Below are 24,394 nucleotides of genomic sequence, written 5' to 3'. Positions count from 1 at the left end.
TCTATAACCATCGAAGACCAAGTTCTGTGTTAAAGAATTTGACTCCGATGGAATTTAATCAACAATATTATCAATCTAGTCAGGTCTATTGACCTTTTTGACTGTCCAAAAAAACCATACCAGTACAGATATACTTTTCCTCATCCATCTCTCTGCAGCATCTGTTATACCGCCTCATCTGCCACTCTATGCTCTCTAGCCATATACAATCACCTTCATTCATTGTAAATAAAAGTCCCTATCTAACTATCAACCTGATATTTCCTCAATAAAGAAAAACCTCACCAATGTTTACCAAAGATGAGGTTGAAAATAGCTCAAACAGACATCACATGAAAAAGCCTCATCAGTGTTAAAACGATGAGGCTTAAAATGGAACTCTCCGCTAGAGAGATTAATCCACTGTAATAGATACGTTGCGACCAAATTTTTCCTGCAGACTATCTGCTGCTGCTGAGGTTGTCAAATCTCGGAAACGCAAATTACTGAGTGTATCTACAATTTCATCCCAAGGAACAGAGCGTTTAGCTGTGGCCTCAAAAGAGATACCGCTAGCCTCTCCTGCATGAGCATCATATATCTTAGAGCAAGCATCCTGAGGATCTTCTAGTATGAATTTAAGAGAAGAACACTTTCGCACAAAACTGTCCTTGCTAATACCAGTTACTAATTTCTCTTCCTTACCACTAGGCATTGGTATTGAAAGATATCGCTTCTCTAGCATACCCATTCGCTTCAACATCCCGTCATCATTGTACTTAACACGTAAACTCTGTACATTTAATTCAAAAGTTTCATCAAATACACTTAAAGGATTAGAAGTTTTCTCTCTAGAATTGCGTAGCCCTTTGACTTTATCCAATTTTGCCTCGAACTCCACTTCGGCAAAATCATCACTCTCTAGTCTCAAAAAGAAGTCTCCCTCATTATCCTCAAAATTGATATTTAAATTCACATCAATATCCAATGGCTTAGCTGACGCACGTCCTGAAGCAATGATGTAAGAGCGCAGTACACTAGGCAGCATAACGCTTGGGGCAAACTCTTGCGAGTCATCAGACAGTTTGCGGATTGACATATCTAATGCAACACCATCACGATCTCTATTAAATTCACGGATAACAATTTCATCAGCCATCCAATCTTCCTTCTTGCCTAAAGTCACCCCCGACAGTGTTATATCACCAGCAGGAGACGCACTTAAATCCTTCCAATGGATATAATCTTCCATTTTGTTGTCAAACAAGAAATCATCAACTTTCTTTTTTGCTTGTGTAGTAGCGTACCAACTACTGCCAAGCCATATAGCAGCCAGTAATACAACGACAACCACACCAACTATTGCAAAAATCATCGTCTTTTTGCTAGTCTTTCCTTTTACTTCTTCCATGTTCACATCCCCTTAGTTTGCCTTATTCACTTCATCAATGAGTTTTTGTGCGGACTCTGGCGTCCACTTCTCAAAATAATCACCGATAAATACTCGAGTCAATGTAAGAGGGTCAAGTAACTCTTCACATTGCTCTTCTTTACAATGGTAAGTAGCATCAGGAAAACTCAATACAGCCATAGGCAAACCATCTTTATCCTGACGAGTATTGTCAATAGAGAATGATCCCCTTTTCACAAAATACCACCCTGGCTCTATTGCACTCTCTGTTGCTGCAGAGTTAAATTTCACATCCATTTCGTAGGGCCATTCCACCATTAGCGTATCGTCATCCCGTTTACCTAGTTTGATGAGACTATTAATCCACATTTGCTGACCTGACAACAAATCGTCAAAAGTATACCCATTTGCCCCCAAGGCGTAATACTCTTTTTGAAAATCGTCTGGTGACGATAATTTTTTCTTGGCGATTTCTTGGTAAAGCTCAAGATTCTCTGCTTCCTTGACTGCTTGTTTGCGCTTACTCTCTAATATCAATTCCGCAGCCCTCTGTGCCGCAATACGTTTCTCTTGCTCCTTACGGCGATTCTCTTCATCAACTACTTTGGCACGCTCAAAAGCAAAGTTCTTGGTTTGATAAGATTTTTCATTTAATTTCCAAGGACCTAATACTTCATATTGTTGTGCATTACCATTCCACTTAACTTTACGAGAAAAAAGACCTTGATAAACCTTGCCATCTAGACCATAAGTACGGAAACCTTTCTCTAAGTTATCCACAAAATAAATAATGAATTCATCAAATTTTGTATCTAATACTTGGTTCACAGTATTCATGGCCACATCCGTCTGCAGCTTAATACGATCAGCTTTTTTGAAGTCTTCAAACCCATCTACTAAAGCAAAAAAGTTTTCTCCCTGAAATACACCAAAACCATCCAAAGATCGGAGTGAGAAAACATGGAAGTATTGTGCCTTTAGTACTGGACTAGATCCTGCTGCAAAATAGTAATAATCATCATTTTTGTAGGTAAATCCATCAGGACCAATTTTAGGTTCACGATTAATAAATGGAAGCCCATGATTAAACCAGATACGATCTATATTGGCGAGTACTGCACCATCTGAACGCTCGATACTAAGAGAGCCAACCCCATCAAGGAAACCATCAGCATCACAACTAATGCCTCCTGTCTTAAACTGAATATACTGCTCTTGGTCTCCAAAACCTGTTACCGTTGTCATTTTACAACCTTGCTGATCAGTAAATGTCTTTAAGTTACTCATCAAGGTTTTCTTGCGCTCTTCTAGAGGGGCTGGTGTCCAACCTGCCACAGCAAATTCAGCAGGGAGAAAATAACCGTGCTTATGCATAGCAGAATCAGCTGGTTGGTTCGCTACCGCTGGAGTAGCTGGTTGAGCAGGTGTGGATGGTTGAGCTGCTACCGCTGGAGCAGTGGGTTGAGAAGGGGCAGTTGCAGGCTGTGCTGCACTCACAGAGGCAGCGGCAGCATCAGAAGTGGCTGGTTGTGCCGAAGCCGCTGGCTGTGCAGCAACTGCAGCTTGCCCTGATGATCCTACACGCTGTGGTGCGTACGCCCAACCATTTGCTTTGCTACTTTCCCCAAAAAGCTGCATTTCATGGTTTGCATCATGATATGCCCAAGAAAAAGAGGTTAGCTGCCCACATTTTTGTGAGAATACACGGCCCAACTTAGGAAATAACTGTGCTAACCCTTGCTCTGTGGACTGGGGGCCTCCTTGAAAACGGAAATGAACCTGCGATTGGCACCAGTTCTGCTCATTCGCATTGTCCACAATGATACTTAAATCCTCTGCTTTAGAATGAGCTAATTGATAAGTATCCGCCATAGCCGCGGAACTTAATACGCCCAATAAAACGCATAACAATTTTTGTTGCATGTGTTCCTCTCTACTATCCTGAAAAAATAAGTGCAGAATGAAAATCTCTTTCTGCACTTACTCAAATTACAATGAATCTAAATCTACACTACCAGGACTAGATGACGCTGGTTGTGACGGAGTCGTGGCTGAAGGCACCACAGATGGAGCAGCCGGTGACGACGAGGCTGGTGCCGTCGATTTATCAGTTGGAATAGCATCCAAATCAATAACTTCGGATTTCTTAGCCTGTTCTGCCTGGCTAGTTTCCTTGTCGGTACTAGAGCTATTTGATTTACTAGAAGCCTTAGAGGATTTACGATATGCAGCTGCACTACCTTCTCCTCCTACTAAAGACTGGTGAATATAACCAAGAATCTGCCCTGTAGTCTGATCGCCAATAGCAATCCACTCACCATAACTTCCTGCAGCCCAGAAGCGCTGTCCTGCAGACAATGTGCCAACAACAAGAGAATTAATATCTGGAGCAGCTCGTACATTAGCACCTCGAGTCACCTCTAAAACAGTACCAGAACCAACCCCCATAGAACTAAGCCCCATCTGTTGCACATGGCTATTTGGGCTAAGACCTAAATTCCCCAAAAAATTATCCATCGTTACACATCCTGTTAACATCAGTGATAATGTCAGCATAGACGTAACCAACTTATGACTTTTCATTTCAAATCCTCAACCTATTTCTTGTCGAACTCTCATCTTACCATAAAAGAACAGAGAAAAAACCATTTACACCAAGATAACATACATTAAGTCATAATTAATGCAGATTGTCCGATTTTTTTCACAACTCTAAACTTGAATAACACTGCTCCCAGATACTGTTTTTATCGCATATGCATATTAGCATCTTGTCATAATTAGAGACTCTAGGACAGATGCCTAAAAATCACTGACATTTCTGCTGCAGCCTCTTTCATAACCGGCACATACTCCAGTAAAGCATCTAGTGATTTTCTAACTGCTGGGGCATGTGTAAACACTGTAGCAAACACCCGATTCTGACTATCCAAACAAGGAATAGGCACCGCACAAGCTACCATCCCAGGAATAAATTCTTCGTTATCTGTAGATACCTCTACTTTTCTAATCCGTTTAATTTCATCTAATAATATTTGCTTATCAATAATGGTGTTTTTGGTGAGAGGATAGATAGAACAATGCTCTAACATACGTCTTACTTGTGACGGCGACAGTTGTGATAATAATAATTTACCGCTTGCACTTGCCCACACAGGTACATTAATACCCTCTGGCAGATGAATCTGTAATGGCCAATTTGCCAATACTCTGTCAATGTATACAACAGAGAAACCATCTAAGATGGCGATGCCCACGCTCTCACCAATGGTTTCAGAGAGCTTTTGCAAAATAAGTTGGCGTTCGTATTTATAGGCACTATTTTGCCAAATATGTAAAACCAATTTCTTGGTACGGTGCCCACATACCACTCGTCCATTTGCCTCTAATTGCAAAAAACCAATGTCCTGTAGTTGCTGCAATAAGCGATGAATACTAGGCTTAGGAATTTTAAGAATATCTGACAAATCGCTAGGACTGATAGGACGCTCAGCTTTCGCCACTTCTTCAATAATTTGTAAAACACGCTCAATACTCGACCCTTTTCTACGCTCGGTATGACTGTCGTCATGGACTTGTTGTTCTTCATTCATCATATTTCTCACCCCATAGTTTCATTCATCATTATGCTATCCATCTGACTTTTCATCACAACCTCACGGATGTCTTAATAGTGTCTGATACCCGTACCCCTGTTGCCATATTTTAATGGACGACTTAAGTATTATACCTTACTTGCACAAAAATACATATAACGATACAATATGTCTCGTTATATGATAATAAATAGTATTTAGGAGTCGCTATGTCACACGCTATTGTCTTGCCTCGCATCATGGAGATAGGTAAAAATGCCTGCCAAAAACTCCCTCAAATTTTAAGTTCGTTAGGTGTCAGTAAACCTCTTATCATTACTGACAAGATGATGGTGCAGCTAGGCTATGCTAAACAAGTTCAAGAGATTTTATCGGCACAAAGCATTTCCTCAGATGTGCATGACGACACTATCCCAGAACCCACAGATAGCTCCATTGCATCAGGTGTTGATAAGGTTCGCACAGGAGGTTACGACTCTATCATAGCTCTTGGCGGAGGCAGCCCGATTGATAGCGCCAAAGCAATTTCCATTCTGGGTAAATTCGGCGGTGTTATCCGTGACTATAAATTTCCTCGCTTAGTCAATGAAACAGGCTTACCTATTATTGCTATTCCTACAACCGCAGGTACAGGTTCAGAAGCGACTAAATTCACTATCATCACCGATGAGGCCAGCAATGAAAAACTACTCTGTGTGGGCGTGGGTTTTATGCCTGTTGCTGCGATTATTGACTACACGCTAACCATCAGTGTCCCTCCTCGCACCACTGCAGATACGGGGATTGATGCGATGACTCACGCAATTGAGGCTTATGTAAGCCAAAAACAAAACCCCTATAGCGAGCAACAAGCTCTTTCCGCTTTGCGTCTCATTGGCCCCAACCTACAAAAGGTATACCATGATGGCAAAGACGAAAAAGCACGTGAAGCCATGATGTTGGGCTCTACACTTGCCGGCGTCGCTTTTAATAACTCTTCTGTTGCTCTTGTACATGGTATGAGTCGTCCTATCGGGGCATTTTTCCATGTACCTCATGGCTTATCTAATGCAATGCTATTACCTGCAGTAACTGAATTTTCTATCCCAGCAGCACCTTCTCGTTATGCAGATTGTGCACGTGCATTAGGTGTAGCCACAACCTCTGATGATGATAATCAAGCGAATCAAAAACTTATTGCTTTCTTAAAGCAGCTTAATGATGAGCTTAAAGTTCCTACCCTAGCAGAATTTGGGGTAGATAAGGCATACTTTGACAGCATTGTTGAAACCATGTGTGATCAAGCATTTGCTTCTGGATCACCCAACAACAACCCTCGAATCCCCACAAAGGACGAAATGCTTAGCCTTTATCGTTCTTTATGGTCTTAATTTTAATTGGAGAAAATATTATGGATAAAATCGGTCATTTTATTAACGGCCAAATTATCACCGAAGGAGACCGCACTCAGCCGGTTTATAACCCATCTACAGGCCAAATCAGTAAAGAAGTCTTATTAGGTAACGCAAAAACCATTGATGAGGCTGTGGCAGCTGCTAAAGCAGCCTTTCCCGCATGGCGTAAGACTCCTCCACTTAAACGTGCTCGCATTATGTTTAAGTTCAAAGAGCTACTAGAACAACATGCTGATGAAATTTGCCGTCTTATCGGTGAAGAACATGGCAAAATTGTGCATGATGCGGCAGGAGAATTGCAACGTGGCATTGAAAATGTTGAGTATGCTTGCGGTGCACCAGAGCTATTAAAAGGTGAGCATAGCCGTAACGTAGGTCCAGATATTGACTCTTGGAGTGAGTTCCACCCTCTTGGTGTTGTCGCAGGTATTACACCATTTAACTTCCCTGTGATGGTACCATTATGGATGTATCCAATGGCTATCGTGTGTGGCAACACATTTGTCTTAAAACCATCCGAGCGTGATCCTAGCTCTACACTTTATGTAGCACAATTATTGAAAGAAGCTGGCTTACCTGATGGTGTTCTTAATGTGGTAATGGGTGGCAAGGAGACCGTTGATGCCATTCTTGAGCATAAAGATATTGAGGCTGTGAGCTTTGTTGGTTCAACTCCCATCGCAGAGTACATCTACAAAACTGCTGCCGCCAATGGCAAACGTTGCCAAGCATTAGGGGGAGCTAAAAACCATGCTATCGTGATGCCTGATGCAGATTTAGACAATGTAGTTAATTCATTACTTGGCGCTGCTTTCGGCTCCTCTGGTGAGCGTTGCATGGCATTATCAGTAGCAGTAGCTGTAGGTGATGAAATTGCAGACAAGTTAATTGCCGCCCTTCAAAAAGCTATGGGCAACCTTAAATTTGGTGTCCACTCTGATAAGAACAATGACTTTGGTCCTGTGATTACTGCTGAACACAAAGCAAAAATCCTTGGGCATATCAAGAGTGCTCAAGAACAAGGGGCTAAAATCCTTGTTGATGGCTCTGATGCTGCTCCTGCTGGTTATGAAAACGGTTTCTTTGTTGGTGCAACATTAATTGATAACGTTAACAAAGATATGTCTAGCTACAAAGCGGAAATCTTTGGTCCTGTATTACAAGTAATTCGAGTGAAAACTATGGAAGAAGCAATGCAGCTGATTAATGATCACGAATACGGCAACGGCACTTGCATCTATACTCGAGACGGTGAAGCTGCTCGCTACTTTGCAGACAATATTAAAGTCGGTATGGTGGGCATTAATATCCCATTACCTGTACCTGTTGCTTATCAAAGTTTTGGTGGCTGGAAACGCTCTTTATTCGGTGACTTATTTATGTATGGTCCTGATGGAGTGCGCTTCTTTACTCGTCGCAAAACTATCACACAACGCTGGCCAAGTTCTTCAGTACGTGAAGGCGCTCAATTCTCTATGCCAACACTGTAGGTTATTCAAGGCATACCTTAGCTATGGTTATCTAATGCCTTGACAGGTGATAATCGTAGCCCAGGAGATAGGGATAACAGCCCCATTACTGCATAAGTGATGGGGCTTTTTGCTACTACTTTGCCATACAGTATCATTGAATGACTACTGAATTGCTATTTAGCATGTAAACCGTCTACAAAATCCTTACCAGTATAAGTAATACCATCTATATTAACTACAAAATAGGTAATTATATTCAGGAATTTTGAAAATAAAAAAGCAACCGTTTATCAGTGTAGAATATGGGAAGAGCATTATTCACTATTTTCTCAAGTTTTCAGGCATTGCTATCATGGATAAAACACCCCAAAATCTCACAGAAACCACCCTCAGTTCACAAGCCATTTTTAAAGGTCGGATTATTAGTGTTTCTCTTGACCAAGCACAGTTACCAAATGGCAAGACCGCCAGTCGAGAGGTTGTACGTCATCCAGGAGCTGTCGCTATCTTAGCAGTGACGGACGAGCAAAAAGTGATTCTTGTCGAGCAATACCGCTACCCTTGTGGTGAGGTATTATTAGAGATTCCTGCTGGCAAGCTAGATGTACATGGGGAACCACCTGTGCAATGTGCATTTCGTGAGCTTGCAGAGGAAACACCTTATACGGCTAAAGACATGACCTTGCTATATACATTCTACACAGCAGCAGGATTTTGTGATGAGTTGATGTATCTCTACCAGGCTCATGGTTTAACGGCTGATAGTCAAGCATCAACCGATGAAGACGAATTTGTACGTACGGTATACTTATCCAGAGATGAAGTGCAAGAAGCACTACAGTCAGGTAAAATTCGCGATTCTAAAACGATTATTGCATTGCAGTACTGGCTACTAAACTAAAGCACTCAATGCTACGCTTGTCAGCATAGCACTTAGCTCAAAAAGATAGAGGGGAAATTTTGAGAGAAAAACAAGTCCATTATGGTTTTTCGCACTTATTTCCCAATACAAAAACGACTAAAAATCACCCCGAGTAAATCATCTGCAGTAAACTCCCCTGTAATTTCATTAAGTGCTTCCTGTGCAAGACGCAGATGCTCCGCCAACAATTCAATATTATCGTAGCCATTAATTGCAGCATTTTCTAATTCATGCTGTGCATTTTGTAAAGAATTTAAATGACGTGTGCGAGCTAAAAATAGCCCTTCACTCTCACCTTGCCAACCCACAATGCGAAGCAACTCTTGCTTTAGCAACTCCAACCCCTCACCACTCTTGGCAGAAAGACGCACCAGCGTTGATACACCACTTACACTTACACGCTGAGCATCCTCCCCATACAGCACTCCTGCCTGGCATACAGTAGAACTACCCATCTGTGACCTTTGTTCTTCATCATACACTGCGGCAGGGGGCTTATTACCATGTGGAGCAGTATTAGAGCCCATTAACAAGTCAATTTTATTTTGCACTTCTATTTTTTTAAGCCCAGCAGGGATAGACGATAAAATTGCACGTGTTTTCTCGTTAATTCCCTCACGCACATCAACAAGAATCAATGCAACGTCTGCTTCTTGTAAAGCCTTATGGCTACGCTCAATACCAATTTTTTCAACCACATCATCAGTTTCTCTCAACCCTGCTGTATCCACAATATGTACTGGCACCCCATCTAATGTAATTTGTTCTCGCACAGTATCTCGTGTCGTACCTGCAATATCAGTGACAATGGCTATATCATCTCCAGCCAACGCATTTAGCAGGGAAGACTTACCTACATTCGGTGCACCGATTAATACCACTGTCATCCCTTCTCGCAAAATAGCACCCTGTGTCGCTTGTGCCAGCACATTATCTAATTCAGCACGCAACTTCGCCAGTTTGCCACGAGCATTGGCAGCCTCAAGAAAATCAATTTCTTCCTCGGGAAAGTCTAATGTAGCCTCAACCAACATACGAAGGTTAATAAGATTATCCACCAATTGATGAATATGTGACGAGAAACTCCCTTTCAAGCTACGCAATGCCATCCGTGCTGCTGATTGACTAGAAGCATCAATTAGGTCCGCCACACTTTCCGCCTGCGCCAAATCAAGTTTATTATTCAGAAAAGCTCGTTTGGTAAACTCACCAGGCTCTGCCAATCTAGCCCCTAATGCTAGACAACGAGAAAGCAGCATATTCATTACTACAGGGCCTCCATGACCTTGTAGTTCAATAACATCCTCACCAGTAAAACTAGCAGGAGCAGCAAAATAAAGCATCAATCCATTATCAATCGCTTGACCTTGCTCATCTAGGAAGTCTGTATACAATGCCACTCTAGGCTTGGGAGTCTTACCACCACTAAGTGTCACCGCCAAAGGCAGCAAATTTTTACCTGATAAGCGAATCACACCCACGCCCCCACGCCCAGGAGCTGTTGCTATCGCTGCTATTGTTGCTGTATGTTCCATCACCATACTAAATATTGAAAAACTAAGCATCTCATATTCGACATACAAGACGCTTAATACTGTGACCCAAAGCCTTATCCCTGATATTGAGCATATTCAATATACAAGACGCTTAATGCTATGACTTATCACTAATCTGAACCAATAATTGATGCTGCTGCACCACACTTTCATCATCAGCAAGCACCAAGTGTTGCTGCTGTATGACAACATCACGCTCTGCAGATTTGTTTTGTTTATGCCGTCTCTTACGCAAGAAACGCGTCTCCTGTTTAACAGGAAAAAGCAAAGTCGACAATTCTTTTAGTGCTTCTACATAAACATCTCGTTTAAATTCAATCACTTGATCCAACTGAACCCAATACCGACTCCAGCGCCAAGCATCAAATTCAGGATGGTTTGTTGCTCGCAAACTGATGTCTTTATCTTTGCCAAGTAATTTTAATAAAAACCAAATCTGCTTTTGTCCTTTATAATGACCTCTCGACTCTCGTCGCACAAAATTTTCTGGTACGTTGTACCGTAACCAATTACGCGTTCGCCCTAATATTTGTACATGTTCGGACCTAAGACCGAGCTCTTCATATAGCTCCCGATACATGGCTTGTGTTGGATTTTCGCCATACTTTATGCCACCCTGAGGGAATTGCCATGATTTTTCTCGAATTCTTTTGCCCCAAAATACCTCATTTTTGTGATTTACAAGGATAATACCAACATTAGGACGGTAACCTTCGCGATCTAGCATGCACCGCCCCTTAAATTCAAATACAATAATGTAATTATACTTTCTATTGAGCAAGTAACCATGTTAGCTTCACATTTTCATTTAAATACTTCTAAAGAGGCTCCTGCAGATGCAGAAGTCATTAGCCATCAATTAATGATGCGTTCTGGTATGATTCGCAAACATGCTGGAGGTATCTACACCTATATGCCTTTGGCACTTAAGGTATTACGCAAGGTAGAAAATATCGTCCGCACCGAGATGAATCGTGCTGGTGCGATTGAGATTCTTATGCCTATGGTACAACCAGCTGAATTATGGATGCAATCTGGTCGTTGGGATGCTTACGGTCCTGAATTACTCCGCCTCAAGGATCGCCACGGACGTGACTTCATACTCCAACCCACATCAGAAGAAATGGTGACTGACATTATCGCCAACGAGGTCCAAAGCTGGCGCCAATTACCACTTAACTTGTATCACATTCAGACTAAATTCCGCGATGAACGCCGCCCTCGTTTTGGTCTAATGCGTGGACGCGAATTCACCATGAAAGATGCTTACTCTTTTGATCGCGATGAAGCTGGTGCATTAAAAAGCTATGATACGATGTTCAATGCCTATAAACGTATCTTCACAGCACTAGGCTTAAAATTCCGTGCTGTTAATGCGGACACAGGCTCTATTGGAGGCTCTCGCAGTCATGAGTTTCAAGTCATTGCAGATACTGGAGAGGATTTAATTGTCTATAACCCAGAGTCTGATTATGCCGCCAATATTGAGCTTGCTGAAGCACCTTGTTTAGTTGCTGAGCGAGCAGCACCTACCCAAGCTCTTGAACGAGTACCAACACCAGGTGCCAACAAATGTGAAATCGTAGCACAACAACTCGGACTTCCTATTGAGCGCACAGTGAAATCTGTTGTCTATAGTGTCAATGATGCAGAGGGCAACAAATTTATCTGCTTATTGCTTGTCCGTGGGGACCATGAGGTCAATGAAGTTAAAATCTCTAAACTACCCCAACTAAAATATGGCTTTGAGCTAGCAAGTGAGGAGCAAATCCTTGAATATTTCGGATCTAAACCGGGTTATCTTGGCCCTGTCAATACGCTTAAATCTATCACCATTATTGCTGATAAGACCGTAGCCAATATGAGTGACTTTGTGTGCGGTGGCAACCTAGAAAATACACACTGGATTGGTGTGAACTGGGGTCGTGACTTACCTGAACCAGTGATAGCAGACATCCGCAATGTCGTTGCTGGAGACCCTGCCGTTGGTGAGCCTGGTACCCTTGCCATTGAGCATGGTATCGAAGTCGGTCATGTGTTCTTCTTAGGTGACAAATACTCTGAAAAGCTAAAAGCAACCTATCTTAATGAACAAGGCAAACCTGAAGTTATCCAAATGGGATGTTATGGTATTGGCATCAGTCGTATTATGGCAGCTGCCATCGAGCAAAATAATGATAACAAAGGCATTATCTGGCCAATGCCAATGGCTCCTTTTGAAGTGGTTATCTGCCCTATTGGCTTTCACAAAAACGAAGAGGTTCGCCAAAAAGCACTTGAACTACACAATTTCCTCAACGAACAAGGTGTTGATGTAATTCTAGATGATCGTGACATACGCCCAGGTGTAATGTTCTCTGAATGGGAACTCATCGGCATTCCTCTCCGAGTGACCATTGGTGAACGCGGGATTAAAGACGGAATCATCGAGGTACAAGAACGTCGCAAAGAAGAGGCTGTGAAGTTGTCATTATCTGAAGCAAATAATTACGTATTAGACTTGTATAAGCACCTCAAAAGTGAGATATAATTTGAGGTTTAACACATTCTAGCGTATTCAACAATGAATTCAGACACTCCTACCGAATTCACCCTCCCTATCCGAGTTTATTATGAAGACACGGATGCGGGAGGCGTTGTCTTTTATGCTAATTACCTTAAATTCTTTGAGCGAGCTCGTACAGAGTGGTTACGCCGACTTGGCTTCCACCAATCTGAGCTTGCTGAGAAGTTACGGGTCATATTTGTCGTGGTAGGTACCCAAGTCCAATATAAGAGTCCTGCCCGTCTAGATGATTTGCTAACCATTAAGACTCGGATTGCAAAGATTGGTAATGCCTCTATTGATTTCGAACAGATTTGCGAGCGTGACGGTAAACTCCTCGTTCACAGTCACTTTCAAATCTGTTGTGTTAGTTTAGATTCTTTTAAAGCTTGTCCTATTCCGGACTCTATTCGTTCTATTTTACTTTCTGTTCAGGATATTTAATACTATGGATCCCGTCACATCAGCACCTGCAGCGATGAATTCTGCGGCTATGACACCTCCTGTTACACCAGTTCCCGAGGATATGTCTGTCCTCACTCTTATTTCTGATGCGAGCTTACCTGCTCAACTCGTGATGTTGATACTTGTAATTGTGTCTATCACATCATGGGCGTTTATTATTAGCAAGTACCTCACCATCTCTCGCACTATGAAACAAACACGAGAGTTTGAACAAAACTTCTGGCGTGGTGGTGACCTTAGTGCTTTACACCAAAGCGTTTCTCGTAACCCAGATCAATCTGGGGCATTGGCACGTATTTTTGATGCTGGGATGAATGAATTTCTCAAATCTCGTAGTAAAGCAGCATCTCCCGAAGCTCAGATTGAAGGGGCTGAGCGTGCTATGCAAGCGACGTATCAGCGTGAAATCGATGCTCTTGATGCCAAACTCAGTTTTCTTGCATCTGCTGGTTCTGTTAGCCCCTATGTTGGTCTACTTGGTACTGTATGGGGGATTATGCACTCTTTCTTAGGCTTATCTACCAATGCTACAGCCACACTAGCTGCCGTAGCCCCTGGTATTGCAGAAGCATTGATTGCAACAGCCATTGGTCTATTTGCTGCAATTCCTGCTGTATTGGCCTATAACTATTTTTCAAATGCTATTGATAAGGCAGCTAGTCGCTTTGATAGCTTTATGGATGAGTTTTTAAATATTTTACAACGTCAGGCTAAGTAGTCATTATGGCTAGAGTAAGAAAAGGCCGTGGTATACGGCGCATGAAAAATGAGATGAACGTCGTCCCTTACATTGACGTGATGCTCGTATTGCTAGTTATCTTTATGGTAACAGCTCCTATGATTACCCCAGGACTGATTAACCTTCCTTCTGTGGGACAAGCTGCTGAAGTGCCTTCCACCCCAGTGGAAGTGCAAATCGAAGAAAACGGCGATATTTCCGTGCGTTTTCGTAAACCCGGAGAGGAGTTTGAGAAAATTCCCAAAGAAGAAGTTCTTAATCGTATCCAATCCATGACGCAAGCAGATACACCTGTAGTGATTTCTGCTGACGGCAAGGTTCCTTACGAGGATGTCATGAAGATTATGGACACCCTGCGTTCTAATGGTCTTACACGCCTTGGTTTGATGGTAAACCAGACTAAATCAACCCCTGCTAAGAAGTAAGGCGAGGAAGTCTAATTAAGACACGGTTGAACCCATGAGTAAATTTAAAAACCCTAATGACTATTACGAGCAAAAAGACGACAAGAAGGGCATTATCTCTTCTGTGGTGTTACACCTATTGCTACTAGCAGGGGTTATCGTAAATGCATTGGATAAAGATAATGCAGCCGCTGGGCCTATGCAGCTGGAACTCTGGACAGAAGGCACCCAACAAATTGTGGCACCTCCTGCAGAGACTCGCACTCCAGACCCAGCAGATGAAGACACTCGTACGGAGCAGGAAGAGCCTCCTGAGCCCGAACCAGCAGCAGAACCGGAAGAGCCTAAAGTTTCGCCCCCAGAGGAGCAAGCCCCTCCCCCTCCGCCTCCCAAAGCTGCAACTGCCAGCAATGAGGAAAATCCTGACATTGCACTAGAGAAGAAACGTCAACAAGAAGCCAAAGAAAAGGCAGAACGCGAAGCACAAGAGGCAAAAGAAAAAGCTGAGGCCAAGGCTAAAGCTGAAAAAGCGGCGAAGGAAAAAGCTGAAAAAGAAGCCAAGGCTAAGGCTGAAAAGGCAGCCAAGGAAAAAGCTGAAAAAGAAGCCAAGGAAAAAGCGGAAAAAGAAGCCAAGGAAAAAGCTGAAAAAGAAGCCAAGGCTAAGGCTGAAAAGGCAGCCAAGGAAAAAGCTGAAAAAGAGGCAAAAGAGAAAGCAGCCGCCAAGGCTAAAGCAGATGCTCGCCTAGCAGCCCAAGCAAAAGCAAAAGCCAATACTAAAGGTGATGCTCTACGCGCGGCAATGCGAGGTGATATCAATAGTATTGCAGGCATCAAAGGTGGTATCAATGACCGCAATCAAATAGGTGGCGGTGGTGGTACTGATGGTTATGCCCGCCTGGTTAAGGCTTGTGTAGAGCCTCGCCTACGCTTTAGTGGTAATCAACGCCTTAAGGTGCGTTATAAGGTAGAATTTGATAGTGCATACAAAGTGACTAGTGCTGCTATTACTCGCACTTCTGGTAATAAGGCATTTGATATTGCTGCACTTAATGCACTTAAACAATGTAACCCCTTCCCTAAACCTCCATCGGGCAATAGGTTTGTGGAAGGTAATTATGAATTCCGCCCTCAATAATGGATTGCAATTTAGGAGAATAAATGATGTCGTTTTTAAGTACTCGACCATTTAGACGTGGTTTAGCCTATATAGGTGCCCTATGCATAGGGGTAACGCTGTCATTTGCGCCTACTGCTCAAGCACAGGTTAATGTTAATCTGTCTGGTTTTGGCTCAATGAGCAACAAATTCCCTATCGTAGTGGCTGATTTTGCCGGTATTAACGGCACCGAAATCGCCAATATTATCGCCGCAGACCTCACTCGCTCAGGTCAGTTTGATGTTAAACGTGTTGGTGTGATGAGTACAGATTCAAGCGGTACCCCTAACTGGGCAGCACTTGCAGAAGCTGGTGGTGGACAAAACGTGGTCTACGGATCTGTATCTGGTACAACTGTTCACTACAACCTAGGTGATACAGCACAACAAACGAATCTTCAGTCTTTGGACGTATCGGATGAAAATATGCGCCGTCAGGCACATAAAGTCGCTGATGCTGTTTATGAACAATCGACAGGTGTTCGTGGCATTTTTGCCACAAAAATTGCTTATGTAACAGGCAGTACACTTTTTGTAGCGGATGCAGATGGAGAGAATGCACAAGCTGTTGCATCTGGCTCATCCATCATTTCCCCTGCATGGTCACCCGATGGTTCACGCATTGCTTATGTGAGTTTTGAAACAGGCAAACCTGTTGTTTATGTGCAAAATTTGAGCACTGGTGCACGTCAAACTATTGCTAATTTCAAGGGTAATAACAGTGCCCCTGCATGGTCTCCCGATGGCTCCCAGCTTGCAATTGCGTTAAGTATGGATGCTTTATCTAACATTTATATTATCAACAGTAATGGTGGTTCTCCTCGTAAAGTAACGAACTCACCAGAGATTGATACCGAACCATTTTTCTTTCCCAACGGCAGTGGTTTAATCTTTACTTCTGACCGTGGAGGTAGTCCTCAAATTTACCGAACTGGGCTCGGCGGAGGTGAAGCAAGTCGAATTACCTTTAACGGTTCACAAAATGTTTCAGGTAAGATATCCCCCGATGGCTCCAAATTGGTATATACTAGCATGCGTGGTGGCGGATACTCTATCGCCATTACCGGTTTGGGTTCAGGATCTGATCAATTATTGACTTCCGGCCCTAATGATTTGTCTCCTAGCTTTGCCCCTAATGGCATGCAGGTGCTTTACGTATCTGGTGGTCGTTTAGGCTTAGTTAATGCTGATGGCTCTTTTAGCACTACCTTGCCAAGTGGCGGTGGTGTTACAGCAGCAGCTTGGGGACCTTTCAGACAGTAAAAATATAGAGTAATTTTTGTTTTTGTTTTTGTTTTGTAAATTCAAGGAACTGCTATGTCTAACTTAGCAAAAATCTTATCTGTAGCGGCGATTGCTGCAACTTTAGCTGCGTGCTCTTCAACACCTTCTGATACAGGTGCTGGTGCTGGCAACGGTGGTGTTGTAATGGATCCATTTAACCCAAATAGCCCATTAGCTCAACAACGCTCTGTATACTTCGCATTTGACAGCTATGTTGTTGAATCACAATACCAACCATTGGTTCAAATGCACGCTCAATACTTAACTGCTAACAACGCTCAACGTATCCGCATCGAAGGTAATACCGACGCACGCGGTAGTGCTGAGTACAACTTAGCATTAGGTCAACGCCGTTCAGTAGCCGTTGCTCGTCAATTAGAACAACAAGGTGTTAACTCTGCTCAAATCGAAGCAGTAAGCTTTGGTAAAGAGCGTCCACGTGCATCTGGTACTACTGAAGAAGCATACGCTGAAAACCGTCGTGCAGACATTAACTACTTACGTTAATCGCTTGCGGTTTTTTAAGCGACTTTGATTGTCTACGCCGCAATAGACCTTATTGCGGCGTTTCATTTTTGTGAGATAACCTATGACGCTAAATAAAAAGACTATTGCTTTAGTACTCTCTACTCTTTTACTTGGAGCCACTCATCCTGCCATGGCCGCTGAAGATGAAGATGCTCGCCGTGCTATTTTAGAGTTACGCTCTCAGCTCAAACAAAGCGATATGTTGCGTAACAATTTAGCCTCCCAAGTTCAACAACTCCAAAATGAACTTCGTCAAATTCGTGGACAATTAGAAACCTTGGGTAATAACACCCAACAATTGGATGCTCGTGCCAATGATGATATCGGTCCATCTGCTCAAGTAGGAGACCCTGTTGAACAACGAGCATATGATTCAGCTCTAGATTTATTCCGTGCTGGTAATTACACTGCCGCAGCTAAAGCACTCGCTAACTTCTCTTCAGTTTACCCTAACAGTGTGCTTGCTCCTAGTGCCTTATTCTATGAAGGTAGCAGTCGTTATGCCAGCCGTGACTTTAAGGGTGCTATCCAAACACTTGATAAGATGGTTCGTGCTTACTCTAAAGATGAGAAAGCTGGAGATGCTTTGCTAGTGATTGCGGGTAGCCAACTCGAACTTAACAATATTAAAGCCTCTAAAGCAACACTACAGCGTACCATTAAAGACTATCCTGGTACCCCTGCTGCAGACACCGCCAAAGAACGCTTAAAACTTTACTAATTGGCTTATTAAGCTAATCACGCTTCGTTTAGCTGCAGTCAAAAAATAAGGCAGCTTTACGAAGCTCGCATTTTTATACCCCTGTCTTGTTATGTCATTCAAAGAAATCCTCCTTGGACAAACACCTTATGCTTTTGTAGATGAAGGACAAGGTCCTGCTTTACTACTTATCCACGGTTCTCTTTGTGACTATCGTTACTGGAAATGGCAAGTACCAGAACTTGCTCAACACTATCGTGTCATTGCCCCAAGTTTACGTCACTATGCTCCTATTCCATTAGATAGTAAGGAGGGATTTTCGTTTAGCCAGCATGCACAAGACATGGCAGATTTACTTGACTGGTTAAATATTGATAAAGCCCATGTGTTAGGTCATTCACGAGGTGCGGCTGTCGCTCTGGACATGGCTTTGCATCACAAAGACAAGGTACAATCCTTAATACTGGCAGATCCTGGGATTCGCAATTCTGAGCAACTGCATGACAGTGTAGAATTTAAGAAAGAAGCACTACGACTTATCCAAGAGGGGCAGATGGATGAGGGTTTATCCTTATTTATTGATAGTGTGAGTGGTGCTGGTACTTTTAAGCGTATGGTGCGGTGGTTTAAGGAAATGGTAAGAGACAATGCCCATACCTTATTTCTTCAACGCTTTGAAGCCCCTTTCTTGATTAATGATTCGCTTAATTCCCTAAAGGATATGCCTATCACCTTAATTGGAGGCTCTGATAGTCCTGCTCCTTTTCCCGATATTAATCGTGCATTAGCTCGTCTATGGCCTCATGCAAGCTCCTTCACACTCTCCCCTGCTTCTCATGGGATGAACTTAGCATTGCCCCATGAGTTTAATCATATTGTCTTACAGCATATTCAGAAACAGTAAATTAAAAAACCACTTTCTCACTAGCTAAATTGCCCCAACATCGGGATTAAGGCTAGTAAGAAAATGGTTATCAGAAAAATAGTTTTAAGCGACAATAATCAGCAATCTTGCTAATCCACTAATTACTGTAAGACTGTGCAGAAAATGGCTTCATCACACACTGTGTTTTAACTTCATGCCCATTACTTAGTTTGAAAGCCACCTCGATATTGTCACCTACTTTCACTTGCTTAGGCTGACTTGCCATCACATGATAGCCTCCTGGTTTAAGCATCACATGACCGCCAGCAGGTATTTCCACCTCATTAATATGACGCATCCCTTTCATGCCATCCTTCTCATAGGTTTCATGAATCATCAAGTCTGCAAAAGCTGGAGACGACACCCCCACAATATATGCAGCTTGGTGAGTGTCTTTGTTATGCACATCAACAAATAAAGCTGATACATTATCCTCACGAAAACGCCCCCAGCATTGAGATAAAGCAAGATTTGTCGCACTCTCTTTTTTAACCATTGCGTTGTGATGCGTATGGGCTGCATGTGCCTGTCCTGCATGATCATGCATTCCATGACTATGTGCCTCATGTGAAGTTGCCAAAGCACTACTGCTTAAAACCAAGAGTCCTATAGAGAGGAGATGTTGCATCTTAGACATAAGTCTTTCCTTTTAAAAATAAAAACTGCCCCTCTATTATATAACAGACAATCACACCACTCATGCCAACTCTCACATTGAGCAAACTACCAGTCAACTAGTAATTCTTATCTTATTCAATTATTCAATGACAAGCCTATTTCACACCAAGATTGCTATGCGCATTGACCTTATCAATATCATGTTGCAGAGTTTCGAAATAAAGAGATAGTCGATTGGTTATCCGTTGTAATTGTAGCCACAACACATGTTTAGAGACATCTTTTTCGGCATCAGAGGGTTGAATGGCCTGTATGGTTTGTTGCAGCAGTGATAATTTCTCCATATGAGCCACACTAGGCATCTCACTCATTAGATCAGCAATTTGCTGTGCTAGTGACTTTACTTGTTGCATAAACTCAGCATCTTCCCCTGATGCTTTGCGAGCTGCCACCTGTACACGTATGGAGCCTAATGCAGAAATACTACTAATCAATGTATAGTTTAATTGCAATAAGGTTAATGCATCTGTCAAACGCAGACCATATTTCTTGGGTTCAATCGACATATCCGATACAGTATTGCTTAATGCCACTGCACGCTCATGAGCCACTCGACGAGCTGTGCGATATACCACATCATCAGAATGTTCTCCCCAAAGTTGATTCATCACCTGACGCAGATATTGGGCATTGCCTGATAAAGCACGTCGTGCTGTTTTACTCAAAGTTAAATAATGCCAATCAGGCCATAAATAAGAGACGGCACACCAGGCTAATGCCGAGCCAATAAGCGTATCCAAGAAACGTGACACTAAAGCAGAAGGAGTATCCATCCCAAGGATTGCAAACCCCGCCAATACCTGAATAGTAATAAAGAATGTTGAAAAGCTATAACGACTTGTGCGGAACACAAAAAACAGCGTAGCACTCGCTACCACAACTAATAACTGTCCAGGCAAATTCGGTACAAAATAAGGTACTGTAGACCCCACAATTACCCCTAATAAAGTCCCCAAAATCCGTTGTTTGAGTCGCGTAGTAGTTGCTGAATAGTTAGGTTGGCACACAATCACGCCTGTCAATAAAATCCAATACCCCATTTTAAGATGGAAAAACTCTACAATCAGGCAAGATATTGCTGTCAATATGGATAGGCGCACAGCGTGACGAAAAACAGAAGATTCAAAAGTTAGATGACTACGTACCGCAGCGATAATATCACGAATGCTATCCACATCTTGACCGGCAATCCTGGTCTCATCGCTGTTGACATAAGCGGCAGATTCCTCTTTGATTAAAGGTAAACGTTGAATCTGATCACTGATTGCCAACACATTATCAATAAGTTGTTGTACATGAGGAATCCCTTTATCAGCAGGGTGAGTCTCACGGTAAAGATTAAAGGCTTGTCTTACCCCTTTACCTGCCCGACTTAAAATCTCGTCAAAAATATAATCCTTGTCCTGCATCAGTGCATCACTCATAGCTTGACAAGCATCTGCCTGCAAAACAATCAAACGCTGAATACGAAAAATCAAATCACTATGCTCTAATTTCTGTGCAAACTCGTGATACTCCACATGTCGGGAGCTAATACGCTCATGGATATTTTGAGCGGCAAAATAATAATTCAACATGCGTATCGTACGAGGATGACGTGATTGGCTGCGCAAACGATAAAACAAAGCACTACGACATTGATTAAAGACATTAATCACGGCTGTATTTGACATCGCTAGTCGGATTTCTTTTTCATCTAAAAAGGCAGCCTCATCAGGGTCAAAAAAGCGTGCTTTTACCCTCATATAATCAGCGAGTTTACGATAAGATTGTGCTACGCTATCCTGCACCGGACGGTGAGGAAATACCAAGTGCAAGACAATAGTACAAGTGCTGTATAACACCGTACCACAAATAAGCATCATAGGATTGGTATACCATGCAATATTAGGCATATAGGTCAGTACAGTGTATAACATGACCAATAAAGTACCAAAGGCAATAGTTCGATAACGTACATCAATACTTCCTACTAATGTCACTGAAAATGCTGCAAACATCATCAATAGGGAGAACAGCCAGGAATGCCCATAAGTCCATTGCACAGCAATAGAGGCCATAGAGAAATGAATAAGCGTAAAGAAAATATTGCGTAACCGCCCTGTCAGACGATTATCCAAATCGACCAGTCCTCCTGCAATAATCCCAAGAAATAAGGCTGCACTTTCTGCTGTGGCATGGAAATACCAAACCCATATTGCTGCTAGCGTCATACTAATAAACATTGGGATATTGGTAATGTAGCTGGTACGTATTGTCATTGCTTTCATCGCAAACTCTATCTAAAGTAGCAAGGTGTCTATTGTAACAAAAGCAAGGCAACAATATAAGGGTTTTCCCTAGTAAAACACCAGAACCACTTTGTATCGGCTGGTCTCTTGGTAATAATATGGACCCGATTTTTTTAGTCGAGCTCCACGCTATCTGAGTATTAGTGCTTTAGTTAAGTATAGTTGGTCTTATTATCTGCACATGTTTTGCCTATGTAATATCATTTTAAGCACTCTTATTTTGGGTCTAAGTCCTGGAGGTATTGCTGAAATGACAATTACAGCTAAAGTGCTGATGCTGGGCGTACCTATTATGGCTGCTTTTCACGTTTCCCGCATGATTTTTATTTTATTGCTCGCTCAACCCTGCTATAAATGGTTGTCTAAATGGGAAAAATAATTGTCAGTTATTACAGTCAATTTTACTCAGTTTCAAGTCATTTCGTCTCTAGCTTTTCCCTATTTTTAACTATTGAAATCACTATTAAACCGGCATAAAGTATCGCTAACTCACAGACAACAGCGGTCGTAAAAACTTAAATTTCTGTGTAAGAGTCACAAAGGATTGATGTAATCCTTTGTCAGTTATATTATCTCTTCGGAGTTTTATCATGAAAACATCTTTGGTTTTATCCTCTTTGTTAAGCCTTACTTTTGTTGGTACCGCTAGTGCAGCGACTATGTCTTCTGCTCATCCAGAAGCTCCCGCTGGCCCCCAAATCCAAACACAAAAAGCCCATGTAGCACACAAAATGCACTCTCAAAAAACAGCATCCAAAAGTGCACACGTGAAACATAAAAAAATGGTAGCCCACAAAGCCCCCCCTAAAAAAGCCGTTAAGAAAACAATTTAAAACTTCCTCTGCATCTATAGTCTCTCCAATGTAGATGCAATGATTCTCCAGTAGTTCCTAAGAAAAGCAAATGCCCTTGGTAGTCTCATGATTATCAAGGGTTTTTTGCCTTGGTATATTTTCCAACACACCAAGGCTTCATTAACCTCCTCTTTTTGCACACTTTCGCATGAAATGCTCGGGAAGATTGAAAATCCTCACTTTCCTATATAACAAAATCTTATTAAGATAAGGTATTTCCCCTCTGACACTTTTTTGTTATAGTAGACTAGATTTATCAAATACGATGCAAGCATAAGACGTGCTCGCGTTTTTTGCTTTTCCTATCTACGGGCGAGTTTGCCCTTTCTTCTAGGAGTTTTTATGAACAAATTCAACACGCTTTTGGCTGGTCTTGTGCTTGCTGCTATCGGTTCTACAGCACAAGCCTCTACTTTGGATACAGTAAAACAACGTGGGCATGTGGTTTGCGGAACAACAACTGGGTTTGCTGGATTTTCGGCACCAGATGACAAAGGTGAATGGAAAGGTTTAGATGTCGACTTATGTAAATCAGTTGCTGCTGCTATTTTTGGTGATGCTAGCAAATTCAAAACCGTTCCTCTTAACTCTCAACAACGCTTTACGGCGCTGCAATCAGGTGAGATTGACATTTTGACCCGCAACACAACCGTGACCCAACAGCGCGATACTGCACTAGGTTTACAATCTCCTGGGGTTAACTTCTACGACGGTCAAGGCTTCTTGGTATCTAAAAAACTCGGTGTTAAAAGTGCCAAGGAATTAAACGGAGCCACTATATGTATGCAAACAGGTACCTCTAATGAAAACACTATGGCTGACTGGGCACGTGCTAACAATATTAAGTATACCCCTGTAGTGTTTGATCAATTTAATGAAGTGGTGAGTGCCTTTGCTTCAGGTCGTTGTGATGTTTACTCTACTGACGCATCTGGCTTGGCTTCTATTCGCATTTCTCGCTTATCTAATCCTAACGACTACGAGGTTTTACCAGAGTTGATTTCTAAAGAGCCTCTTGGTCCATTCGTGCGTCAAGGCGACGATCAATGGTACAACATCGTTAAATGGGTACTACAAGCACAGTTTAATGCTGAAGAATTAGGCGTAACCAGTGCTAATGTGGATGAGCAACTCAAAAGTACCAACCCTAATATTCAACGCTTGTTAGGCGTTACTCCTGGTGCAGGTAAAAACCTAGGTCTTGATGAAAAATGGGCTTACAACATCGTTAAGCAAGTAGGTAACTACGGTGAGAGTTTTGAACGCAATGTGGGTAAAGGCAGTCCTCTACAAATTCCTCGTGGTTTAAATAATCTGTGGACCAATGGTGGGTTACACTACGGTTTGCCTATTCGCTAATCTGTGGATAGATATACCGATTTAATACTGACTTAAACATCAGCAAAATTATTTCCCCTATTCGTGATGACTCACATCATCCACCAATAGGGGAAGTTTTTATCAAATTTGCGCCATAAAACTTTGTCACTCATGAC

23 protein-coding genes are annotated in these 24,394 nt (G+C 42.3%); 15 read left to right on the top strand and 8 right to left on the bottom strand.

The features are described from left to right. Positions 1-394 precede the first annotated feature (394 nt). From HKX40_RS01565 to HKX40_RS01550, 4 genes are all read right to left on the bottom strand, one after another. Positions 395-1,390 (bottom strand): hypothetical protein, encoded by a 996-nt coding sequence (locus tag HKX40_RS01565; RefSeq protein WP_171587803.1) that lies wholly within the window; start codon positions 1,388-1,390, stop codon positions 395-397. 12 nt (positions 1,391-1,402) lie between these two features. Beyond that, positions 1,403-3,313, bottom strand: coding sequence for a hypothetical protein (locus HKX40_RS01560; protein ID WP_171587802.1), 1,911 nt, complete (start codon positions 3,311-3,313; stop codon positions 1,403-1,405). 66 nt (positions 3,314-3,379) lie between these two features. After that, positions 3,380-3,973, bottom strand: a complete 594-nt coding sequence (locus tag HKX40_RS01555; RefSeq protein WP_171587801.1) for an SH3 domain-containing protein — start codon at positions 3,971-3,973, stop codon at positions 3,380-3,382. A 206-nt stretch (positions 3,974-4,179) separates the two neighbouring features. Next, positions 4,180-4,986, bottom strand: a complete 807-nt coding sequence (locus HKX40_RS01550; RefSeq protein ID WP_246233503.1) for an IclR family transcriptional regulator — start codon at positions 4,984-4,986, stop codon at positions 4,180-4,182. A gap of 209 nt (positions 4,987-5,195) precedes the next feature. On the opposite strand from HKX40_RS01550, the gene HKX40_RS01545 reads away from it, so the two are divergent. The 3 genes from HKX40_RS01545 to HKX40_RS01535 all read left to right on the top strand — a co-directional run bounded on the left by HKX40_RS01545 (position 5,196) and on the right by HKX40_RS01535 (position 8,753). Beyond that, complete coding sequence (locus HKX40_RS01545; RefSeq protein ID WP_171587800.1) at positions 5,196-6,356, top strand: iron-containing alcohol dehydrogenase; 1,161 nt, start codon at positions 5,196-5,198, stop codon at positions 6,354-6,356. 20 nt (positions 6,357-6,376) lie between these two features. Further along, a complete protein-coding gene (locus tag HKX40_RS01540; protein WP_171587799.1) occupies positions 6,377-7,870 on the top strand; it encodes a CoA-acylating methylmalonate-semialdehyde dehydrogenase in 1,494 nt (497 codons plus the stop codon). A 334-nt stretch (positions 7,871-8,204) separates the two neighbouring features. Continuing rightward, on the top strand, positions 8,205-8,753 hold the full coding sequence (locus HKX40_RS01535; protein ID WP_171587798.1) for an NUDIX hydrolase: 549 nt from the start codon (positions 8,205-8,207) through the stop codon (positions 8,751-8,753). Positions 8,754-8,848: 95 nt separating this feature from the next. Here HKX40_RS01535 and mnmE read toward each other — a convergent pair whose 3' ends face one another. Both mnmE and HKX40_RS01525 read right to left on the bottom strand, forming a co-directional pair. Next, complete coding sequence (gene mnmE, locus HKX40_RS01530) at positions 8,849-10,315, bottom strand: tRNA uridine-5-carboxymethylaminomethyl(34) synthesis GTPase MnmE (RefSeq protein WP_216605133.1); 1,467 nt, start codon at positions 10,313-10,315, stop codon at positions 8,849-8,851. A gap of 112 nt (positions 10,316-10,427) precedes the next feature. Continuing rightward, positions 10,428-11,057, bottom strand: coding sequence for an RNA pyrophosphohydrolase (locus tag HKX40_RS01525; RefSeq protein WP_171587796.1), 630 nt, complete (start codon positions 11,055-11,057; stop codon positions 10,428-10,430). Positions 11,058-11,117: 60 nt separating this feature from the next. Between HKX40_RS01525 and HKX40_RS01520 the strand changes: the two genes are divergently transcribed. The 9 genes from HKX40_RS01520 to HKX40_RS01480 all read left to right on the top strand — a co-directional run bounded on the left by HKX40_RS01520 (position 11,118) and on the right by HKX40_RS01480 (position 19,054). Next, entirely contained in the window at positions 11,118-12,860 is a 1,743-nt protein-coding gene (locus tag HKX40_RS01520; RefSeq protein WP_171587795.1) for a proline--tRNA ligase, read from the top strand. Positions 12,861-12,893: 33 nt separating this feature from the next. Then, positions 12,894-13,319, top strand: coding sequence for a tol-pal system-associated acyl-CoA thioesterase (gene ybgC / locus HKX40_RS01515; protein ID WP_171587794.1), 426 nt, complete (start codon positions 12,894-12,896; stop codon positions 13,317-13,319). A gap of 49 nt (positions 13,320-13,368) precedes the next feature. Continuing rightward, positions 13,369-14,058 (top strand): protein TolQ, encoded by a 690-nt coding sequence (gene tolQ, locus HKX40_RS01510; protein ID WP_171587827.1) that lies wholly within the window; start codon positions 13,369-13,371, stop codon positions 14,056-14,058. 5 nt (positions 14,059-14,063) lie between these two features. After that, the gene (locus HKX40_RS01505) at positions 14,064-14,504 is read left to right on the top strand and encodes an ExbD/TolR family protein (RefSeq protein ID WP_171587793.1); all 441 of its coding nucleotides are present in this window, start codon (positions 14,064-14,066) and stop codon (positions 14,502-14,504) included. A 34-nt stretch (positions 14,505-14,538) separates the two neighbouring features. Further along, positions 14,539-15,618, top strand: a complete 1,080-nt coding sequence (gene tolA, locus HKX40_RS01500) for a cell envelope integrity protein TolA (RefSeq protein ID WP_171587792.1) — start codon at positions 14,539-14,541, stop codon at positions 15,616-15,618. A gap of 23 nt (positions 15,619-15,641) precedes the next feature. After that, positions 15,642-16,901, top strand: coding sequence for a Tol-Pal system beta propeller repeat protein TolB (gene tolB / locus HKX40_RS01495; RefSeq protein WP_171587791.1), 1,260 nt, complete (start codon positions 15,642-15,644; stop codon positions 16,899-16,901). Between the two features lie 54 nt (positions 16,902-16,955). Then, a complete protein-coding gene (gene pal, locus HKX40_RS01490; protein ID WP_171587790.1) occupies positions 16,956-17,429 on the top strand; it encodes a peptidoglycan-associated lipoprotein Pal in 474 nt (157 codons plus the stop codon). An 82-nt stretch (positions 17,430-17,511) separates the two neighbouring features. Continuing rightward, the gene (ybgF, locus tag HKX40_RS01485) at positions 17,512-18,171 is read left to right on the top strand and encodes a tol-pal system protein YbgF (protein WP_171587789.1); all 660 of its coding nucleotides are present in this window, start codon (positions 17,512-17,514) and stop codon (positions 18,169-18,171) included. Positions 18,172-18,262: 91 nt separating this feature from the next. Beyond that, entirely contained in the window at positions 18,263-19,054 is a 792-nt protein-coding gene (locus HKX40_RS01480; RefSeq protein WP_171587788.1) for an alpha/beta fold hydrolase, read from the top strand. 118 nt (positions 19,055-19,172) lie between these two features. On the opposite strand, the gene HKX40_RS01475 is transcribed toward HKX40_RS01480, so the two are convergent. Both HKX40_RS01475 and yccS read right to left on the bottom strand, forming a co-directional pair. After that, a complete protein-coding gene (locus HKX40_RS01475; protein ID WP_246233501.1) occupies positions 19,173-19,712 on the bottom strand; it encodes a copper chaperone PCu(A)C in 540 nt (179 codons plus the stop codon). Positions 19,713-19,848: 136 nt separating this feature from the next. Then, the gene (yccS, locus tag HKX40_RS01470) at positions 19,849-22,014 is read right to left on the bottom strand and encodes a YccS family putative transporter (RefSeq protein WP_171587787.1); all 2,166 of its coding nucleotides are present in this window, start codon (positions 22,012-22,014) and stop codon (positions 19,849-19,851) included. Between the two features lie 211 nt (positions 22,015-22,225). Here yccS and HKX40_RS01465 point away from each other — a divergent pair, with 211 nt between their 5' ends. The 3 genes from HKX40_RS01465 (at position 22,226) to HKX40_RS01455 (ending at position 24,257) form a co-directional block, all read left to right on the top strand. Further along, a complete protein-coding gene (locus tag HKX40_RS01465) occupies positions 22,226-22,423 on the top strand; it encodes an AbrB family transcriptional regulator (RefSeq protein ID WP_171587786.1) in 198 nt (65 codons plus the stop codon). Positions 22,424-22,634: 211 nt separating this feature from the next. Then, entirely contained in the window at positions 22,635-22,877 is a 243-nt protein-coding gene (locus HKX40_RS01460) for a hypothetical protein (protein WP_171587785.1), read from the top strand. A 363-nt stretch (positions 22,878-23,240) separates the two neighbouring features. Continuing rightward, complete coding sequence (locus HKX40_RS01455) at positions 23,241-24,257, top strand: amino acid ABC transporter substrate-binding protein (RefSeq protein ID WP_171587784.1); 1,017 nt, start codon at positions 23,241-23,243, stop codon at positions 24,255-24,257. Positions 24,258-24,394 lie beyond the last annotated feature (137 nt).

This window comes from Pelistega europaea (assembly GCF_013133775.1).
GTDB lineage: Bacteria > Pseudomonadota > Gammaproteobacteria > Burkholderiales > Burkholderiaceae_B > Taylorella > Taylorella europaea.
The sequence above is the reverse complement of the archived record's forward strand: the minus strand, read 5'-3'. Positions and strand labels throughout refer to the sequence as shown.

Bases quoted from the DNA above. Each gene is read 5' to 3' on its own strand.
- HKX40_RS01550 (WP_246233503.1), bottom strand. From the start codon at position 4,986: ATGATGAATGAAGAACAACAAGTCCATGACGACAGTCATACCGAGCGT.
- HKX40_RS01475 (WP_246233501.1), bottom strand. From the start codon at position 19,712: ATGTCTAAGATGCAACATCTCCTCTCTATAGGACTCTTGGTTTTAAGC.
- ybgF (WP_171587789.1), top strand. From the start codon at position 17,512: ATGACGCTAAATAAAAAGACTATTGCTTTAGTACTCTCTACTCTTTTA.
- HKX40_RS01545 (WP_171587800.1), top strand. From the start codon at position 5,196: ATGTCACACGCTATTGTCTTGCCTCGCATCATGGAGATAGGTAAAAAT.
- tolA (WP_171587792.1), top strand. From the start codon at position 14,539: ATGAGTAAATTTAAAAACCCTAATGACTATTACGAGCAAAAAGACGAC.
- HKX40_RS01525 (WP_171587796.1), bottom strand. From the start codon at position 11,057: ATGCTAGATCGCGAAGGTTACCGTCCTAATGTTGGTATTATCCTTGTA.
- HKX40_RS01480 (WP_171587788.1), top strand. From the start codon at position 18,263: ATGTCATTCAAAGAAATCCTCCTTGGACAAACACCTTATGCTTTTGTA.
- HKX40_RS01555 (WP_171587801.1), bottom strand. From the start codon at position 3,973: ATGAAAAGTCATAAGTTGGTTACGTCTATGCTGACATTATCACTGATG.
- tolQ (WP_171587827.1), top strand. From the start codon at position 13,369: ATGACACCTCCTGTTACACCAGTTCCCGAGGATATGTCTGTCCTCACT.
- HKX40_RS01540 (WP_171587799.1), top strand. From the start codon at position 6,377: ATGGATAAAATCGGTCATTTTATTAACGGCCAAATTATCACCGAAGGA.
- tolB (WP_171587791.1), top strand. From the start codon at position 15,642: ATGATGTCGTTTTTAAGTACTCGACCATTTAGACGTGGTTTAGCCTAT.
- HKX40_RS01520 (WP_171587795.1), top strand. From the start codon at position 11,118: ATGTTAGCTTCACATTTTCATTTAAATACTTCTAAAGAGGCTCCTGCA.
- HKX40_RS01460 (WP_171587785.1), top strand. From the start codon at position 22,635: ATGAAAACATCTTTGGTTTTATCCTCTTTGTTAAGCCTTACTTTTGTT.
- HKX40_RS01565 (WP_171587803.1), bottom strand. From the start codon at position 1,390: ATGGAAGAAGTAAAAGGAAAGACTAGCAAAAAGACGATGATTTTTGCA.
- pal (WP_171587790.1), top strand. From the start codon at position 16,956: ATGTCTAACTTAGCAAAAATCTTATCTGTAGCGGCGATTGCTGCAACT.
- ybgC (WP_171587794.1), top strand. From the start codon at position 12,894: ATGAATTCAGACACTCCTACCGAATTCACCCTCCCTATCCGAGTTTAT.
- HKX40_RS01535 (WP_171587798.1), top strand. From the start codon at position 8,205: ATGGATAAAACACCCCAAAATCTCACAGAAACCACCCTCAGTTCACAA.
- HKX40_RS01560 (WP_171587802.1), bottom strand. From the start codon at position 3,313: ATGCAACAAAAATTGTTATGCGTTTTATTGGGCGTATTAAGTTCCGCG.
- HKX40_RS01465 (WP_171587786.1), top strand. From the start codon at position 22,226: ATGTTTTGCCTATGTAATATCATTTTAAGCACTCTTATTTTGGGTCTA.
- HKX40_RS01455 (WP_171587784.1), top strand. From the start codon at position 23,241: ATGAACAAATTCAACACGCTTTTGGCTGGTCTTGTGCTTGCTGCTATC.
- mnmE (WP_216605133.1), bottom strand. From the start codon at position 10,315: ATGGTGATGGAACATACAGCAACAATAGCAGCGATAGCAACAGCTCCT.
- HKX40_RS01505 (WP_171587793.1), top strand. From the start codon at position 14,064: ATGGCTAGAGTAAGAAAAGGCCGTGGTATACGGCGCATGAAAAATGAG.
- yccS (WP_171587787.1), bottom strand. From the start codon at position 22,014: ATGACAATACGTACCAGCTACATTACCAATATCCCAATGTTTATTAGT.